This window comes from Actinocrispum wychmicini (assembly GCF_004345645.1).
In the GTDB taxonomy this organism is placed as follows: Bacteria; Actinomycetota; Actinomycetes; order Mycobacteriales; family Pseudonocardiaceae; genus Kibdelosporangium; species Kibdelosporangium wychmicini.
In genome coordinates, this window is the sequence record NZ_SLWS01000011.1 from 122,868 (window position 1) to 140,051 (window position 17,184).

Below are 17,184 nucleotides of genomic sequence, written 5' to 3' on the forward strand. Positions count from 1 at the left end.
TCCGTCAGATCAGGGTGTGGTCTGGAACATCCCGTACCTCCTGTGGGCGCTCGCGGCGGCGCTCGGCATCGCGCTGGTGGCCACTGCCTGCACGTGGCCTGTGGCGGCCCGGCAACGGCGCCGGCACGAGGCACTGGTACGTGACGCCGTGACGCGGATGTGCGCCCAGTGCGCCGGGCGACCCACCGGGCTGCGCCGACTCGGTCGGGACGTCGTGGACATTCTCATCCGCCAGGACCGCCTTGAGGACGCGCCCGAGGACGCCGCCCTGCTCGTCTCCGCCGACGCCGTCACGTCGGACCATTCGTTGTCACGCGAGGAGAATCCTCCCGACGACACGATCTGGCAGCAGCCTGGCCGGGTGCCCAGGGTCGCCGAGCACCCCGAAGTGGCCGACCTCTGTGACCGGACGCGGCGGACAATGGAGCACAGGATCAGCCGCGCACGGCTCGTCCTCGACCATGCAGCGCGGTTCCGTGCCCCGGAGGACGAGGACTGCCGTGACCGCCTTCGTGCCGCGTTCGACTGTGCCATCGAAGAGATGCGGGCCACCGAAGAGATGCGGGCCACCGAAGAGATGCGGGCCGCCGGGGAGCAGGGTGACGCGCTTGGGGCGCTGTGCGCTCTGACGCACATCGACCTGCCGGTGCCGGACGACGGCGTACCCGGCCAAGCCGACGTGCCCGCCCTGCGCGCCCAGGTCAACGCCCTGGCGCGGCTCGCGTTACGCCACCGGGCGGCGATCGCGACGTACAAGGAGAACGCATGACCGGTGACTCCCTGGCGTACCCACGGCGCGAGCGGCATCGCGACCGGTGGTGCGGCCGCAGGGACGGCCGGCGCAGGCACCCCGGCTACAACGACCTGGTCGAGATGGCCGCCGACGCGACGGTCACCGCACCGCATCCGAGACACCTGATCGAGCAGTCCCTGTACCGGATCGAGGGGGAGCGCCTCGCGTTCGAGCAACGGGCCGCGGGCGACCGGGCAACGCTGGCCACGTTGCGCGCGGATCTGCTCGCGGCCAATGTCGGTCTGGACAAGAAATCGGCCGCGGTCATCGCCGCGGAGAAGGAGCTCACCGAGGCCGAACTGCTTCCGCGCAACTACGTCGAGTTGGCGCCGGAGAACCGGGTCAAGCTACTCGCCAGACGCGACGACGCGCGTAACCAGCGCATCGCCGCGGCCCGTGGCGACGAGGCCGCCCAGTTCGCGGCGCTCAACGCCGTCAACACCCGGATCGCGGCGGTGAAGGAGCGGATCACGAAGGAGTTCGTGATCGCGCAGGTCCAGGCTCGCCGAGTGGGTGCGCACTGCGCCATGCGGGTGACCACGTACTGGCAGAACGTCGTGTTGCTCCACCCAGAGGGGCCGTATCTGGTGCCGCTGCTGCGCTTCACCGCCCAGGTCCTGCCCTCGTGGGTGACCGCGCCGGCGGACGGTGACCCGGCCGGCCTGGGGCGTGGGCCGTTCGAACTGCACCGCGTCGTCCAGCGGCTCGACCCGAAGGAATCCACATGAAGGTGCTGCCGTTGCTTCGAGCGTCCCTGACGCTGCGCAAGGTCAAGGCCCGCCTGCCTCGCTTGCGTGGTATGAAGGGTCCCGTTCTCGACGAGGAGAGTGTGCGGGCGAAGCTCGCGTCGAAGCTCGCCGGGGTCACCGGGGCGACCGCCGGTCAGGCCGGTCCACACCTGGAGTCCTATGTGGACAACCACGTCGCCGACTGGCTCGACCGGATGGCGGTCCACCACCGCACACTCCTCGCGGAACTCGACGCGCTCGCGGTCCACCTTGCCGGGCTCAAGGAGCGCTACCGGATCCAGGTCGAAGACCAGAAGCTGAGGGTGGACGACCTGGAGGGCGCGGTGTCGCACGCCCTCAAACGGGTGAGCGACCCCGACTCCCCCTTCCATGAGCCGGAACCCCGGAGCAACCACAGAGGTGCCAACGGATGACGACAGAACGAATGCCTGCCGCGCGTGTGGTCCCGCGCCGGTCGGTGATCAACGGCGACCCGTCGCAGATCGTCGGTCCGCCGTGGACGGCTGGGCTGTACTACTTCGCGTTGCTCGCCGCGGCGGCCGTGGACATCGTGACCTTCCATCAGGTCCTCACGGCCGCGATCGACGAGGACAGGCTGACCCTCTGGTTGTTGGCGGTCGGCTTCACCGTGGTGTGCCTGGTCCTGTCGCACACCGTCGGCCAGCAGTCCAAGCAGAGCGTCGAGACCCGGCATGTCGTCGGTGCGCGGACGGCGGCGTTGCTCTTTCTGGTCGGCTGGTTCGTGCTCGGGTTGGTCGCGTTCCTGGTCCGGTGGAACTTCGTGGACCCGGGCGGCGGCGCGGGATTCACCATCGTCGTCGACGGGCACGCGGTCCCCCCACCGGACACCGGCGCGGAGGAGCGCCATCTCTCCGCATGGCTGTTCGCCGCCTTGTATGTGGCCAGTGGCCTGGTCTCCGGGTACTCCGGGTACAAGCGGTACCACCCGGCCGCCCGCCAGTACATGCGGGCGTTGGCCCGCCGCACCAAGGCCGCGAAGAAGCTGGGCGACCTCAGCGCGGACCTCGCTGAGATCACGCAACTGGTGGCCGACGTCAACGAGGCCAAGGCGCGGCGCGTCGAGGCGTGGCACGGGCTGCAGGCGCAGTGCGAGGCGGCAGCGGAACGGCTGAAGAACGACACCAGGCTGGCCTTGATCCAGAAGACCGCCGGGCGACGCCAGCTCGACGGCCGGTCGGCCGACTCAGGAGAGGAAGGGCGATGACCCGATACCGGCTCCGCCGAGTGTTCGCGGGGTTGCTGGCGGCCGCCGCGCTGACCGCCTGTTCGGACCAGCAGCAGACAGCCCCTCAGCCGGTACAGCCGTTCCCCGGCGGATGCCCGGTCGACTCGGGCAAGGCGCTGACCCTGGTCCTCGGGGCCCGCATGGGCAGCCCCCGGCCGGATCTGACCGAGGTCAGGGCCCTGATCGAGGGTGCCGCGCGGAACAACCAGAAGGTGCAGGTGATCCGGGTCGACGGACAGCCGACCGTCGCGCTCGCCATCGACGTGAAGATCAGCGGGAACAACGCCACCCAGGAGGACAAGCGGGTGGGGAACGCGGTCAAGCAGGTCATGGACTTCGCCGGCCAGCAACTCGGGCCGAAGCAGCCGGAGGCCGATGTGCTCGGCGCGCTCGCCGAGGCCGCCCGGGTCACCCCGGACGGCGGGACCATCGTGCTGGTCGACTCGGGGATCGCGACCGCGGGTTCACTGTCCTTTCAGGACAATGGGATGTTCCGGGTCGAACCGGCTGACGAGGCCGGCTACCTCAGCGCCCGGCACCTGCTGCCGAAGCTGGACGGCCGGTCCGTGCTGCTGGTCGGCCTCGGCAGCACGGCCGAGCCGCAGCCGGCGCTGGACGAGAACTTCCGCGGCCGGGTCGTGAACCTGTGGCAGGCGGTGGTGAGCAAGGCGGGTGCGGCGTGCGTCAAGGCGATGGACATCGCGTCCCGGCGGGACCCGTTCAAGACGTCCGTCCCGGTGACGGTGGTGCAGTTGCCGTCGGAGCCGCCCATCAAGCCGTGCGGGACGACCGTGCTCGCGGACAGCGACTCGGTGGGATTCGTTCCGGAGACCGCGAACCTGCGTGACCCGGCGGCGGCCGATCACACGCTCCAACAGCTCGCCGCCCAGGTGTCCGGTGGGACGCAACGGATCACGCTCGTCGGCAACACCGCCAGCGTCGGCCCGGCGAGCGGGATGCGGGAACTGTCGCAGCGCCGGGCCGAGACGATCAAGGGGGCCCTGGTGCGCCTGGGTGTTTCGGCCGACCGGATCACCGCCCGGGGCGACGGGAACACCGGCAAGTACCACGAACAGGACCTCGACGCCAACGGGGTGCTCATGCCGCTGCCAGCGGCGCGCAACCGGTCTGTTGTCGTGGAGTTGTTGTGCGCCAAAGGATAAGGACACGATGACGGCACCGGACGACGAGCCACCGACACGCACCGACCCTGGCCGGGACGAACTGGCCGCGGACGCGCTGACCGCCCCGGATCCCGGCCGGTCCCGGCCCGACGACGAACCTGTCACGACCCTGGACCCCGACCGGACCCCGCCCGTGTCCGGCTGGTCGCGGATCCTGCCGGCCCGGTTGGACGAGCGGTTCCAGATCGTGCGTGACCTCACCGGCTCCGGCCAGCAGGGTGACGTCTACCTGGTGCTCGTGCGCGACAGCGGGGAGCAGCGGGTGCTCAAGGTCCACCGGCCAGGTTCGCGGCCGGACCAGCGGGTGCTGGACTTCCTCGCGCGGCAGCCGAACCGGTGCGTCGTCACGGTGTACGAGACCGGCGCGGAGGAGGGCAGGCAGTACGAGGTGATGGAGTACCTCGCCGGCGGCAACCTGTTCGAGTGGCGCCGCCGCCAACCGTCTGGTGTGGACAGAGCGGTGGTCGCCGGCCTGGTGCGCCAGTTGGCCGACGGACTGGCCGGCCTGCACAGCGCCGGGGTGGTCCACCGCGACATCAAGCCGGGCAACGTGCTCATCCGCACCCTGGAGCCCCTGGAGGTGGTGATCGCCGACCTCGGCATCAGCACCCACGTGACCGGCGGCGAGGCGTTCACCTGGTCCAACACGGTGGGCACCGTGCCGTACATGCCGCCGGAGTTCGTCAGCGGCGGCCAGATCGTGCCCGCCTTCGACTGGTGGTCGCTGGGTGTGACCGTGTACGAACTGGCGACCGGCCGGGGGCTCTTCGCCGGGGTCGACCACGAGCGGGCCGTGCGGTCGTGGATCGCCACCCGTCCGGTCGAACTCGACGCCGTCACCGACGACCGGATCCGGCTGCTGTGCCGCGGCCTGCTCGCGATGGCCCCCGAGAACAGGTGGGGCGCCGGCCAGGTCGACCTCTGGTTGCAGGGCGGATCACCGCCGGTGGCTGCGGATCCGTTGCCGCAGCGGACAACCACGTCCGCGGACGAGCCGTACGTGTACCTCGGCCAGGAGTACCGGGAACGGGACATGCTCGCCGCCGCGATGACCACGAACTGGAACTTCTCGCGGACACTGCTGTTCGACGGCGACCGCGGGCCTAGGCGGCAGTTGGCCGAATGGCTGACGCAGTTCCCCGAACCAGGGGTGCCGGTCGGGCGGCCGGACCGGCGGGCATCCGACGACGTCAGGCTGCTGTACCAGTTGCGCGCCGTCGACCCGACCTACCCGCCGTGTTACCGGGGATGGAACATCACCCGGTCGCATCTGCCCGAACTCGCCAGCGAAGGGGTCCAGGGGACCGGCGGCGCCGCGGACATCGTCGCCGAGCTGTGGCGGGCGGATCTGCTTCCCTTGCTGGCCACCGGCTCCGCCAGCCAGAACCTGGGCGGCGGTGACGGCCTGCCCGAGGCCTTGTACCGCTGGCGCGGCGAGGTGGACAACCTACGCCTGCTGGCCCGCTCGCTACCGGACGCCGGGGCGCGGACCGAGATGTCCCGCGTCCTGCGCGACGAACAGCCCTACGCGTTGTCCCTGTCGTTGCTGGCCGCCACCGCGACCCCGGCGCATCGCCTGGAGGTCCGCAGAGTCCTCGACGACCGGAGGCAGGCGCTGAACCTGCCGTGGTTCTCGGACCTGGTCGACCGTAGGGAGTTCGAGTGGATCGCCTATGCGCTCGTCCCCTACGCCACGAGGCAGGCGAACCGGCGGGACCTGGAGGAACGAGCGCGTCAGGCCCGTGAAGCGTGGCTGCGCCGTACCGAACGGCAACGAGAGTGGTCACGCAGGCAGAACAGGCCACAGGCACTCGGCTACGCGGTCACCGGGGTTGCCGCGGTCGCGGTGTTCCTCTTCGCGCTGATCGGGTTCAGCAACGCGATGGGGGTGGCGACACGCTCCCAGATCGACGACGGGTGGCTGGCCGCCGTGATCGCGCTCACGGTGACCACCGTGACGGAGTCCCTGCTCGCCTGGGACACCGGGGGCCGGTTCCACCCCGCGTACTCGTTTCTCGGCGCGGGGTCGATCGCCCTCGGCCGGGCGTCCAGGAACCTGATCGCCCGGCGGATCGCGGTGCCGGTCGTCCTGGTGATCCTCGCCGTGCTGGGAACGTTGACCGTCTACCGGCCAGTGGTCCCGCCGTTCGTGCTGGCGGCCGGGACCGTGGTGTGGGCGGTGCGGCGCCATTTGGCGTGGCGCGAGCAGGACCGGCGGGAACGCGCGATCGTCCGAGCGGCTTGAAGATCCGTCCGTCAGTTATCCGGCAAGGAGGTAGCGATGAGCTCAGCTGTGATCGTTGTGGCTCCTGTCGCCACACCGGCCATCGCGGCAGGCGCGGTGGTGCTCGTGGGCGCCGTCGCCGTGGCGGCGGCCGCTGTGTTGGTGGCCAGAGCGGCCAACGCCGCCATTGAAGGAGCCGTGCGAGCCGTCGGCGACTACGGCGAGAAGGTCGAAGGCCGGGTCGCTGAGATCGAGGCCGCCGAAGTCGAGGTGCTGCGCTGGCAGATGGCGGCGGCCGACGTCGTCGCCGTGAATGCCCGCATTCGCCTGCTGCGAGAACAGGCCAAGGTCGCGGGTTCCCCGGTGGACGTCCCGCCGCCGCTCCCGTTGACGGCCAGCCGCAACCCGGTCGAACTCAGCCGGCTCGTCGCCGCGGCGCAGGCCGGGATCGCCACCGCACAGGAGGCTTTGGACGCCCTCGTTCCCCTGCCTCGGCTGACCGTGGTCGCCCAGTCACCCAAAGCGGAGAAAGAGATGGCCGCCGCGCTCGCGAGCCACCAGGAGACGCTCCGGTCGCGCTACACGGAGGCGATCGCCGGGCGACCCGTCAGCGTTCCGGCCGGCGCCGTCGAGGAGGTCCTCGCGCTGCTCGACCCGGACGCGACCACCGACGAGTGCGCCGAAGTCCGGTCCACCGCAGCCAACTTGGCGACCCAAGGGCACCAAGGTCTCTACCTCACCACGCTGCGGCAACGGATCGTCGCCGAGATCAACCCCAAGGTGGAGCGCCGCCGCCTCGCCGCCGGCTGGGTGCAGGTGCTTGAGGACGGACCGCTGAACGACGCGCTGGCGGGTGTCGAGAGGCCCGCGCGGTTCGCGGGCACGGTCGAGCAGTTGCAGGCGGTGGTGGCCGGAAACCGTGACCTGACCGACGATCTGCGGGCCGAGAGCACTCGGCTGATGCGGTGGGCCCAGGAGACGGCCGACCAGGTCTTCGTGCTCGAACTGGCGCGCAAGTGGTTCACCGACAACGGCTACCAGGTCGAGGAGACGTTCGACGCGCGCGACTGTGTCGGCCTGCGGCTCGGCCACTCGGACTGGAAAGGGGAGTACACGGCCGACGTGTCGGTCGACCGGGACGCCGTCATCAGCGGCAAGCTCGTCCGGGAGTTCCAGGTCGTCGAGGACGCGAGCGAGCGCAACCGGGCCCACTGCGGCGTCTTCGCCGACAACATCGAGGAGATGGCCAGGCAGATCGCCGCCCAGGACGCGAGGGCGTCCGTCGTCGTGGATCGTGATCACCTGCTCGAACACCGCACGGAGCAGACCGTCGACACGACCCCACATGTACGCCCGATCGTACGGTACAAGGACAAGTGACAATGGCCGACGACACCGCCCGCAACGGGCCCTTCCTGCCGGGCTTCCCGGCGTTCGCCGTCGAAGTGGCGGGGACGCTCGCCGTCCACTCGCAGTACGTGTTGCACGGCAACATCCGCGACCACTTCCTGGTCAGTCCGGAGGGTGCCAGTCCGGAGATCCCTCCCCTGCTTCCGCTGCTGTGGAAGGCCTTACACCCCTGTGGTTTCGAGGCGTTCATCACCTACGACGCGGTTGACGGCATCGGCGTCCACCCGCCGAAGGACCCGGCCGCGCTGAAGGCCGTCGAATGTGTTCTGGGCCCCCGGGCGGTCGGCCGCCGGCCGGGCCAGAAGCGGTTGCTGGCCCACCTGGCGAAGGCGGTCGGGGTGCCCGAACAGCCCCCCGAGGACTCCGAGGCGGCGCGGTCCGAGCAGTCCGCCTCGCCGGCCGCCCCCAGCGGGTTCGCCCGGCCGGCCAACCGGGTGGCTTTCGTGATCGACTACGCCGCCCGGCTCACCCGGGTTCCCGGCCAGCTCGACCAAGGCGAGCGGGACTTCTTCCTGTTCTGCCAGAAGCTGGCCTACTCCGCCCAGTCCTTCTCGGTCCCCGGCCCTCGGCGGTCCGAACTGCACAACCCGGTCATCTGGCTGGTGGAGGGCGAGCGCGACTTGCCCGCCTGGTTCACCGCGGGCGTGGAGCCGATCCGTACCGTCGCCGTCGGCGTACCCACGCTGGACGACCGCCTGCGCATGGCCAGGCTGCTGGTCCCCGCGTTCCCGCCTGCGTCCACTGAGGACACACATGGCCGGGTCGACCCGGCCATGGAGTTCGCCAACCGGACCGACGGCCTGTCCCTTGAGTCGATGATGCGGATCGCACGCCTGGCCCGCGACCGCGGCTACGGTGTCGACCGGATCGCCGACGCCACCCGGGTCTACAAGCTCGGCGTCGACGACAACCCGTGGCGCAGGACCAGCGTCCGGACGCAGATCATCAAGGGGCAGCAGGAGATCTCGGGGCAGGTCATGGGGCAGGACCGGGCGGTCGCCAAAACCCTGGACATCCTCAAGCGGGCGGCGTTGGGTATGTCCGGCGCGCAGGCGAGCACACCGGGATCCCGGCCGCGTGGCGTGCTGTTCTTCGCCGGGCCGACCGGCGTGGGCAAGACCGAGCTGGCCAAGCAGGTCGCCAAGATCCTGTTCGGCGACCCGCACGCGTACCTGCGGTTCGACATGAGCGAGTTCTCCGCCGAGCATGCCGCCGACCGCCTGATCGGCGCCCCGCCCGGCTATGTCGGATTCGAGGCGGGCGGCGAACTGACCGGGGCGATCCGCCGCAAGCCGTTCCAGGTCGTGCTGTTCGACGAGATCGAGAAGGCCGCCCCGCTGGTGCTGGACAAGTTCCTGCAGATCCTGGAGGACGGCAGGCTCACCGACGGGCAGGGCGAGACCACGTACTTCTCCGAGTGCGTGCTGATCTTCACGTCCAACCTCGGCATCATCGTCACCGACCCGCAAACCAAGATCCGCACACAGATCGTGCGACCGCCCATCGACTACAAGGACCTGGAGAAGAAGGTCAAAGGCGCGATCCGCGACCACTTCACCAACGTGCTCGGCCGCCCGGAGCTGCTCAACCGGTTCGGCGACAACATCGTCGTGTTCGACTTCATCAGCGAGGTCACCGCGACCAGGATCTTCAGCACCCAGCTCGACAACATCGTCGCCCGGACGTACTCCGAGCTCGGGGTCCGGCTGGAGATCACCGCCGAGGCCGCCGGCCAGCTGTGCGCCGCGTGCACCGCCGAGCTGGACAACGGCGGCCGGGGCATCGGCAACATGTTGGAGGCCAACCTGGTCAACACGCTGTCCAGGGTGTTGTTCGACAAGGACGCCCAGCCGGGAGACCGCGTCACGGTCACCGGACTGCGAACCGGGGACCACGGCCCGGTGCTGGACGCCCAGGTTGTCCGAGGCGGTGCCGCGTGACCAAGAGGTGCCCCAGCGACGACAGCGAGGTCTTCGAGGACCACGAGACAATGTGCATGGAGCACGTCCGCGAACTCGTGTCCGTAGTGGACGATGAGCCTTCAGGACGCGATGGGGACAAAGTACCCCGCCGGGAACAGTGGTCCACCGAGGTCTGCTGGCGGTGTGGCACATTTTCGCCACACCGGGACAACCGCACCTGCCTGGCGCCCGACTGTGGCCGCTCCCTGACCCCGCCCGCGCTGCACATCCGGTTCCAGGACGGGGAAGTGGACGTGGAGCCGGGCGAAAGCGTCGAGTTGGGCAGGCACGGTGTGCACGGACGGGTGTTCCGTGGGTTCCCCAACGTCTCCCGCCGGCATGCCGTGGTCGGCGTGGACGACGACCGACGGGCCTGGGTCAAACCGCTGCCCGATGTCACCAACGGCACGTTCGTCAACAAGATCGAGGTCTTCGTGCCAGACGACAAAACCCTGGTCTCCGGGGACACCGTCCGGCTCGCGCGGGACGCCGAGGGAACGGTCACGCTCTATGACCGCTAGCGGTGTTCCAGACGCGCGCGTCCCCGCCGCCCGGCGTGCAGCGGTTGATGTTCCGGTCGAACTGCCCCAACCGTTGCTCGATCCGCGTGTCCCGGTGGCCGTCCTCATCGCCCAGGCCGAGGCTCGCGGCGCTGCGGACGCGCGGGGGCACGTGCTGGACAGCTGGTCCTTCGGTGACCCGGCCGCCGAGCCGTCCGAGGACTTCGACCCTCCCTACGTGATCTGCCTGCGCCGCCAGCGCGACGTGGCCGTCGAGTCGGCACGGGAGCGGCACGGGATCACCGAGAGCCGGGCGGCCGAGCTCCGTCGGCGCAGCGAGGTGGCCGGCCAGGACATGGCCACCGCGCGGTCCATGATGGACAGACTGGCTCGGCGTACCGCCCGGCTTCAGGAGCCGGCGGACCACGGCCCGGACGGCGCCGCGAACGAGACCGTCGCCGACGACGACCCGGTGTGGGAAGGCGAGACTGTCGCCCTCGGCCTGCGGTGGCGCCTGCTCATCCTGTTCGGGATTGTCCTCGCCGAAACCCCGGTTCACCACCTCGTGTTCCAGTACTTCCTGGCTGGCCGGGTGGGCGTCGCGGCGATCTGGGCCTTGTGCGTGTCCGTGGCGGTCTTCCTGGTGACCGGACCGTACGTCGCCGCGCTGCTGGTGCGGGCGCGGCAAGCGACCGGCACCGAACGACGGCTCACCCTCGTCGTGGTGGTGATGGCGGTGTTCTGGACGGCGGTGGTCGTCGTGCTGGGGCTGATGTGCGGCGCCGTCCTCGATCTCGACCAGGACAAACTTGGCCCGCTCAACCTGACGCCGACGACGGTCGTGCTCATGTTCGTCGGTGGCCTGATCGTCGCCGGCACCATGGCGTTCATGCTCGGGCTGTCCCGGCGGCACCCCTTTCAGGAGGCGTACGCCACGCATCGCCGCATGCGTGACCAACTGGAGGCGATGCGGCGGATGATGATCGAGCAGATCAACCCCGAGTACACCGAGGCCGGGCCGGAAGCGCTCGTCCAGGCGATCGCGGCCGCGTACGCGGCCGCGGAGCAGGCGTATTTCGCGGCGTTGACGCACGCCGTGGGCCATCCGAGCTTCACCGAGGCGGTTCAGCATCGCCGTGGCCTGCGTCAGGTGGTCCCGTCGTGACCACGCTGACCGTCAGTCGGACGCACTACCCGGTCACGGCACTGGGCCCGGGTAACCGACTGGGCGTGTGGGTGCAGGGGTGTTCCCTGGCCTGCAAGGGATGCATGTCCCAGGACACGTGGAACCCGATGGACGGCACGAAGGTCGCCGTCGACGACCTGGTCCGGCTCTGGCGGGAGGCGGTCGACGCGGGCGCGGACGGGCTGACAGTGAGCGGCGGTGAACCCCTCCAGCAGCCCGCCGCCCTGCGGGAGTTCCTGGTCGCCGCGGACGATGTCCGCTCCACCGCCGGCCGGGAGATCGACATTCTCGTGTACACCGGGTACGAGCAGTCCGAAATGGACGATCTGCGGTGGCGGGTGGTGGCGCCCGCCGACGTGGTGGTGACCGGCCGGTTCGACATCGCCAGGCCCACGTCCCTGATCTGGCGCGGCTCGGCCAACCAGCGCATGGTCCTGCGGACGGACCTGGGCGAACGACGTTACGCCGACTACGTCGACCACGCCCCGGAACGGCCCCCGATCCAGGTGCGGTCCGACGCCGGCGGGATCTGGCTCATCGGCGTCCCCCGCCGTGGCGGGCTGACCGGCCTCGAACGCGGCCTGCGCGGCCGTGGACTCGACATCGAGGACGTGAGCTGGCGCCGGTGATTGGCCATTTGTCCAATTCTCTGGCCTTCTGGACAAAATACGGCGAACCGTGCGTGCCGAGCGGTTGAGATCATCGGCGAAGGCGGTTGAGGCGTGCGGTACGCGGCCTCAATCGGGCCACTTGTCTCATTACTTCGCTGTATTTGTGTACTGGTCGATAGTTTCGGGGTCTCTGTCGTTCCTAACTTGGCGCCATGACCGAGGAAATCGTGCGGAATCTTGCCCGCGAAGGTCGACTGGCCGGATACGTGACCGTGGTCGAATGCGCGGAGCGCAGGCGGCTGCGGGCGGCGGTCCACGAGATCGTCCAGCCGGTGGTGTTCCAGCAGCTCACCCGCAAGCTGGAGCTCAAGCGTGGCCACCCGAGGTGCGCGGTGTCGGTGTCCCGACTGGAGGACTCGTGCCTGGACCGGTTCCACGACGACATGGACGCGGTGATCGAGGACGTCTTCCAGTACGCCCGCATGCCGATCCACAACCTGGAGGGCTGGGTCCAGCGACGCCTGACGGCCGCGACCGTCAACGGCTACCGGCGCAGGCGCGGCGCGCGCGGCGCGCTGCAACGACCCAGGGTGCCCCGTTGGCTCGCCAGCCGGCTCGGCGGCTGCCCCCGGCTCACCGACCTCGCCCTCGACATCCTGGAGTTCGTCGGCAACGACATCTGCGCCGGGGCCAGGGTGTGGCCCACCGAGCGCTGGGCGGAGCGGCGCTCGGTCGCCGACGGCGACTATGAAGCTGCGCACCGTGCCGTTGTCTGTGACGTGGAGACGGTTCTCGCCGCGATGCGGACCAAGCCGGCGTGGTATGAGTCCTATGTGGAGCGCCCGCTCGGCCGGAAGCCGCCGGCTGTCGTTCCATTGTCCGCCGAGGACATTCGGGTGGACACCGACGGCCCGCTGGTCGAACTGGCGAGTCTCGCCGTGACGGCGATCCGGACCCGGGTCGCGCGCGGTGAGAACCCGGTGAGCGTGGTGGTCGACGTGGTGCCCACGGTGTTCTGTCTCAGCGACGAGGTGGCACCGGGAGTCGACGAGCTGGTGGCGGTCCGCCTGGCCGACCGGGCCGCGGTCGAGCGGATCGCGGCGACCGTACTCAACTGACCGCTCCCGTCCGTCAGAGAAGGTCAGAAGTGATCGCGAAGGGATGCTGATGGGCGACGAGATCGCGCGGTGTCAGGCCACCGTGGACCGGGCCGCCACGGGCGATGTTGAGAGTGCCGAGGTGGCGGCGTTCATCACCGACCTGGCGCGACTGCCGGCCGGCCACCCCGAGCGGAGCAGGCTCGCGGCCACCATGGTGATCGCGCTGACCAAAGGCGGCGGTTCCGTCCCGATCGCGTTGATGGGCCACCTTGACGGCCTGCTGCGGTTGGTGGAGCACGTCCCGTCGACCCTGGCCATCTGGCCACAGGTGCGTACCTCCGCCCGTGCGCAGTTCCTGGCGTACGCCGCGGCCGAGGACCTGCCGGTAGACCTGCACGCCGCCGAAAAGGAACTCGCTGAACTCGCCGAGACCGTTTGGGACGTGCCCGCGGTCAAGTTCGCCGTCGAGGGTGCCCTGCGCACGGTACGGGCGCGCCTCGCCGCCCAGGCAGGCGACGAGAGCGCCATGTTCAAGTCCTTCCAGAGCCTCGCCCCACAGCTCGACCAGCTCGGCGACCACCCAGTCGCGCGGACCATGCGTTCGGTCGTCGAGCACATGGAGCAGGTCATGACCGCCTACCGGGCCGACGACATGGACGAGGCCGTCCGGCGGTTCCGTGAGCTCGACGAGAAGGTCGCGGAACTGCCCGACTGGACCGGCATGCGGGACGCCTTCCGTAAGGCTCTGCCGGGAATGGAGATCCTTGTCGACTCCGCGCGGAGCAAGCCTGTGCCGGGCGATCCCCGCACGGTCGCCGAGGAGATAACGAAGTCGTTGGCAGGTCCCGACTCTCAGGTCACAGATCAAGTGCGGGCCCGTCTCATCGCGGCGGGCGCGCTGTTCCGTGGCGGCGAGGAGACCGACCCGGAGCGAATCGATGTGGCCATCGAGCAGTGCCGCGAAGCAGTGGCTCTGGGCGAGGACCACACGCAGTATCCGCACGCCCTGACGACGCTGGCCTTGGGGTTGCTCCTGCGCTCCGAACTGGCGGGGTCGACGGCGGGACTGGACGAGGCGGAGGCTCTGCTCGTGCGGGCTCTCGACGTGTGCGGCGGTCCGCAGCACCCGGAGTGGGCGTTGGCCAACGAGATGCTCGCGGGAATCGGGCACCGCACCGGAGACCTGGCGGCCTCGGGCCGGTTCGGCCTGGCGGCCCAGCGCAGCTACGTCTGGCGGGCCCTGTTGGAGTCCGACGCGGCCGGCGGCCGCGCCGCCATCCGGCACGCCGTCCGCAACGCGATCGAACTGGCGCGCGTCTGCCTGGGTGCCAACAACGTGGCGGACGCCGTGCGTGCCCTGGACACCGGCCGCGGCCTGATGCTCTACGCCGAGGTCGAACTGCGCAACGTGCCCAATCGGCTGAAGGCGGCGGGCCGGACCGATCTCGCCGAGCGGTGGGTCAAGGAGGGCCGGGACTCCGAGGGCCTGCGCCGGGAGGTCATGACCACGCTGCTGGCCCACGCGGAGTCCGCGGGCAGCCTGCTGGACCCGCCCAGCCTCGGGCAGATCCGGGCGGCCCTCCGCGTCGCCAAGGCGGACGCGTTGGTCTACCTCGTGCCCGCGGAAGCCTCGCTCCCGGGTCTCGTGGTCATCGCGCCGCGCGAGGGCAAGCCCGCGTACATGGTGCTGTCGCACCTGGAGGTCAAGGAGGAGGAAGTCGATCGCTACCTGACCGCGCTGGTGAACAGGTCCCGTGAGATCGAGCCAGTCGACGACGGCTCCTTCGCCGACAGGGTCGACGCTCTGTGCGGCTGGGCGTGGCGCGCCGCCATCGGACCTCTGTTGGATCGGTACTTCTCCCGGACCGTCAAGGACGACAGGGTGCCGCGGATCGTCCTCGTGCCCATGGGCGACCTGGCCCGCATCCCCTGGGCGGCCGCCCGCCGCCCCGATGGCACCTACGCGGTGGAGCTCGCCGCGTTCTCCCAGGCCGCCTCCGCTCGCTTGTTCTGCGACAACGCCGCGAAACCGCCGATCAAGGCTGGCTCAACCGGGTTGATCGTCGGCGACCCGGCCACCGCGGCCATTCCGCTGAAAGCGGCCCGCGTTGAGGCGTACGCCATCTGGCAGACATTCTACTGGGGCGCCCGCTATGTCGGCCGCGTGCCGAAGGACGGATCACCCAGCCCGTCCGGTGCGGGCACCGCCGAGCAGGTCAGTGACTGGCTCGCCGACGCCGAGCCGTACGCGGGCACCACGTTGCACCTGGCGTGCCACGGGTTGTTCACCCTGGTGGCGGACAAGGTCAAAGCGGCTTTGTTGCTGGCGTCGGGAGAACTGGACACCGACGAGATCATCCGGATACTCGCGGCCGTCCCGGAACGCCGGATCGGGCTGGTCGTCATGGCCGCGTGTCACACCGGACGCTCCATCCACGGCTACGACGAGGCGTACAGCCTCGGCTCGGCGTTCCTGGCGGCCGGCGTCCGGACGGTCCTGTCGACCCAGTGGGCCATCCCGGACGAGACGACGCCGTCGCTGATGTTCCTGTTCCACCACTACCTGCGGGAAGAGCGCCTCGAACCTTGGGAGGCGCTGCGCAAGGCGCAGGTGTGGATGCTCGACCCGAACAGCGAACCACCCGAACGCATGCCCGCCGACCTGGTGGCGATGGCGGCCGGCCACGACCACACCCAGGTCGTGTCCTGGGCCGGGTTCGTGCACGGCGGCCACTGAAAGTCCGGAGAGGAGATCCGATGTCCGCGGTAGACGATGCGATCGGCCAGTTGCGCGCCGAGCTTGCCGGCCTGTCCGGGACCGCGCGGGCCGCACCGCTCATCCGCCTTGGGCAGTCACTGCTGTTCCGCCTCACCCAGACCGGAACTGTCGCGCCGTCGGCGGCGGCCGACGTCGACGCCGCGGTCAGCGCCCTTGAGGAGGCGCTCGGCTACCTGGGCGAGGACGACCCCATCCGGGGCTCTGTGTCCTTCTACTTCGGGTACGCGCTGACCGCGCGCCACGCCCACAGCAACGACGAGAAGGACCGGGATGCCGCGATCCGTCACTTCGACGCGGCGCTCGGCTCGGCGAAGCTGGCCGTCCAGCATGTGGCCGGGGCGCGGATGATGCTCGGATACCACTACCTGCTCCGGGCGATGGCGCCGATGATGTTCGCCAGCTCGCTGATGGGCACGATGGCCGCGCGCACGGACCAGACCCAGGTCACCGACGCCGACCGGGCCGCCGACTGCTTCCGGGCGGTGCTGGCCGCGAAGCCCCCCAGCGAGGACATCTGTGAGATGGCCCAGATGATGCTGGAGTTCGCCGACGGGATTCGAGTGATGCTGGGCGGTGGACAGGGCGGGATCAACCTGCAGAAGCTGTCGGAGATGATGGCGTCGCTGAGCGCGTTGCAGGAGCGGCTCACGAGGGAGGCCAAGCCGGGATACGGCCCGTTCAACCTGTCGAGTGTGTTCTCCCTCAGCTTCAAGGACTCACTGTCCGACCTGAACCCGATGGATCGTCCGGTCGTGGTGGTCGAGGGCGAACTGGAGGACGAGGAACCGCCGGAACTCCCGAAGCTGGAGCCGGCCGCGCCCGAACCGGTCGACCTGCGCCATTCCTTGCGCACCCGGCTGTCGCTGACGGAACCCGTGTGGGAGTCGGCCGCCCTTCTACTGTCCGAAGTGGACACGCCGGCGGTGGCGGTCGTCGACGAAGCGGTGGCCATGGCCAGCACGGTCGTTGACGGGGACGAGGAGGCCGAGCCGGCGGACGAGGCGGTGGACTGGTTCCTGCTTGCCGTCGCGCTTCATCTGCGCGACCGCTTGGACAGCGCAGGGGACCGGCAGGCCGGGGCCGACGCGTTGCTCACCGCCGCGCGGAAGGTGCCCGTGGACCATCCGGCGGCCGTGGTGATCCTGCGTTCGCTCGGGGCCTTCCTCGATCCGGACGCGCCGCTCGGCGGGGTGCTCGACCGGGTCGCCGCCGGGTTCGCCGGGCGGCTGGACGCGGTGCTGGCCGGGGACTCGGTGACCGATCCGGGTGAGCGGGCGAACCTGCACGCGCTGCGGTGCGTCTGCCGGGCCGCGTGGGCGGTCGGCGAGCTGGGCCGGGCGGTGGACCACGTCCAGCCGGACTACCCGTGGCCCGACCCGTTGAAGGCCGCCGCCCGGTCAGCCGGATGAACCGCCTTACCGTCCCGGAGGCGATCGGCGAT

14 protein-coding genes are annotated in these 17,184 nt (G+C 70.1%); all 14 read left to right on the forward strand.

From position 1 onward, the window contains the following. The first annotated feature begins 16 nt into the window (after positions 1 to 16). The 14 genes from EV192_RS39995 to EV192_RS40060 all read left to right on the forward strand — a co-directional run bounded on the left by EV192_RS39995 (position 17) and on the right by EV192_RS40060 (position 17,152). Positions 17 to 769: a hypothetical protein gene (locus EV192_RS39995; RefSeq protein WP_132123881.1), complete on the forward strand. Its 753-nt coding sequence runs from the start codon at positions 17 to 19 to the stop codon at positions 767 to 769. Next, positions 766 to 1,521 carry a hypothetical protein gene (locus EV192_RS40000; protein WP_132123882.1) on the forward strand — a complete coding sequence of 252 codons (756 nt, stop codon included), beginning with the start codon at positions 766 to 768 and terminating at the stop codon, positions 1,519 to 1,521. The genes EV192_RS39995 and EV192_RS40000 overlap by 4 nt, the downstream gene beginning before the upstream one ends. Further along, a complete protein-coding gene (locus EV192_RS40005; protein ID WP_132123883.1) occupies positions 1,518 to 1,955 on the forward strand; it encodes a hypothetical protein in 438 nt (145 codons plus the stop codon). Before EV192_RS40000 ends, EV192_RS40005 begins: the two co-directional genes overlap by 4 nt. Beyond that, positions 1,952 to 2,767, forward strand: coding sequence for a hypothetical protein (locus EV192_RS40010; RefSeq protein ID WP_132123884.1), 816 nt, complete (start codon positions 1,952 to 1,954; stop codon positions 2,765 to 2,767). Before EV192_RS40005 ends, EV192_RS40010 begins: the two co-directional genes overlap by 4 nt. Further along, entirely contained in the window at positions 2,764 to 3,951 is a 1,188-nt protein-coding gene (locus EV192_RS40015; protein ID WP_132123885.1) for an OmpA family protein, read from the forward strand. The genes EV192_RS40010 and EV192_RS40015 overlap by 4 nt, the downstream gene beginning before the upstream one ends. 7 nt (positions 3,952 to 3,958) lie before the next feature. After that, positions 3,959 to 6,217, forward strand: a complete 2,259-nt coding sequence (locus EV192_RS40020) for a serine/threonine-protein kinase (RefSeq protein WP_132123886.1) — start codon at positions 3,959 to 3,961, stop codon at positions 6,215 to 6,217. Positions 6,218 to 6,253: 36 nt separating this feature from the next. Next, a complete protein-coding gene (locus tag EV192_RS40025) occupies positions 6,254 to 7,576 on the forward strand; it encodes a hypothetical protein (RefSeq protein ID WP_132123887.1) in 1,323 nt (440 codons plus the stop codon). Between the two features lie 2 nt (positions 7,577 to 7,578). Then, on the forward strand, positions 7,579 to 9,546 hold the full coding sequence (locus EV192_RS40030) for an AAA family ATPase (RefSeq protein ID WP_132123888.1): 1,968 nt from the start codon (positions 7,579 to 7,581) through the stop codon (positions 9,544 to 9,546). Continuing rightward, complete coding sequence (locus EV192_RS40035) at positions 9,543 to 10,088, forward strand: FHA domain-containing protein (protein ID WP_132123889.1); 546 nt, start codon at positions 9,543 to 9,545, stop codon at positions 10,086 to 10,088. Before EV192_RS40030 ends, EV192_RS40035 begins: the two co-directional genes overlap by 4 nt. Further along, a complete protein-coding gene (locus tag EV192_RS40040) occupies positions 10,078 to 11,232 on the forward strand; it encodes a hypothetical protein (protein ID WP_132123890.1) in 1,155 nt (384 codons plus the stop codon). The genes EV192_RS40035 and EV192_RS40040 overlap by 11 nt, the downstream gene beginning before the upstream one ends. Next, positions 11,229 to 11,882, forward strand: coding sequence for a 4Fe-4S single cluster domain-containing protein (locus tag EV192_RS40045; protein WP_132123891.1), 654 nt, complete (start codon positions 11,229 to 11,231; stop codon positions 11,880 to 11,882). Before EV192_RS40040 ends, EV192_RS40045 begins: the two co-directional genes overlap by 4 nt. Positions 11,883 to 12,076: 194 nt before the next feature. Beyond that, a complete protein-coding gene (locus EV192_RS40050; RefSeq protein ID WP_132123892.1) occupies positions 12,077 to 12,982 on the forward strand; it encodes a hypothetical protein in 906 nt (301 codons plus the stop codon). A 49-nt stretch (positions 12,983 to 13,031) separates the two neighbouring features. Further along, positions 13,032 to 15,701: a CHAT domain-containing protein gene (locus tag EV192_RS40055; protein ID WP_132123893.1), complete on the forward strand. Its 2,670-nt coding sequence runs from the start codon at positions 13,032 to 13,034 to the stop codon at positions 15,699 to 15,701. A 20-nt stretch (positions 15,702 to 15,721) separates the two neighbouring features. Then, positions 15,722 to 17,152 carry a hypothetical protein gene (locus EV192_RS40060; RefSeq protein WP_132123894.1) on the forward strand — a complete coding sequence of 477 codons (1,431 nt, stop codon included), beginning with the start codon at positions 15,722 to 15,724 and terminating at the stop codon, positions 17,150 to 17,152. The last annotated feature ends 32 nt before the right edge of the window (positions 17,153 to 17,184 follow it).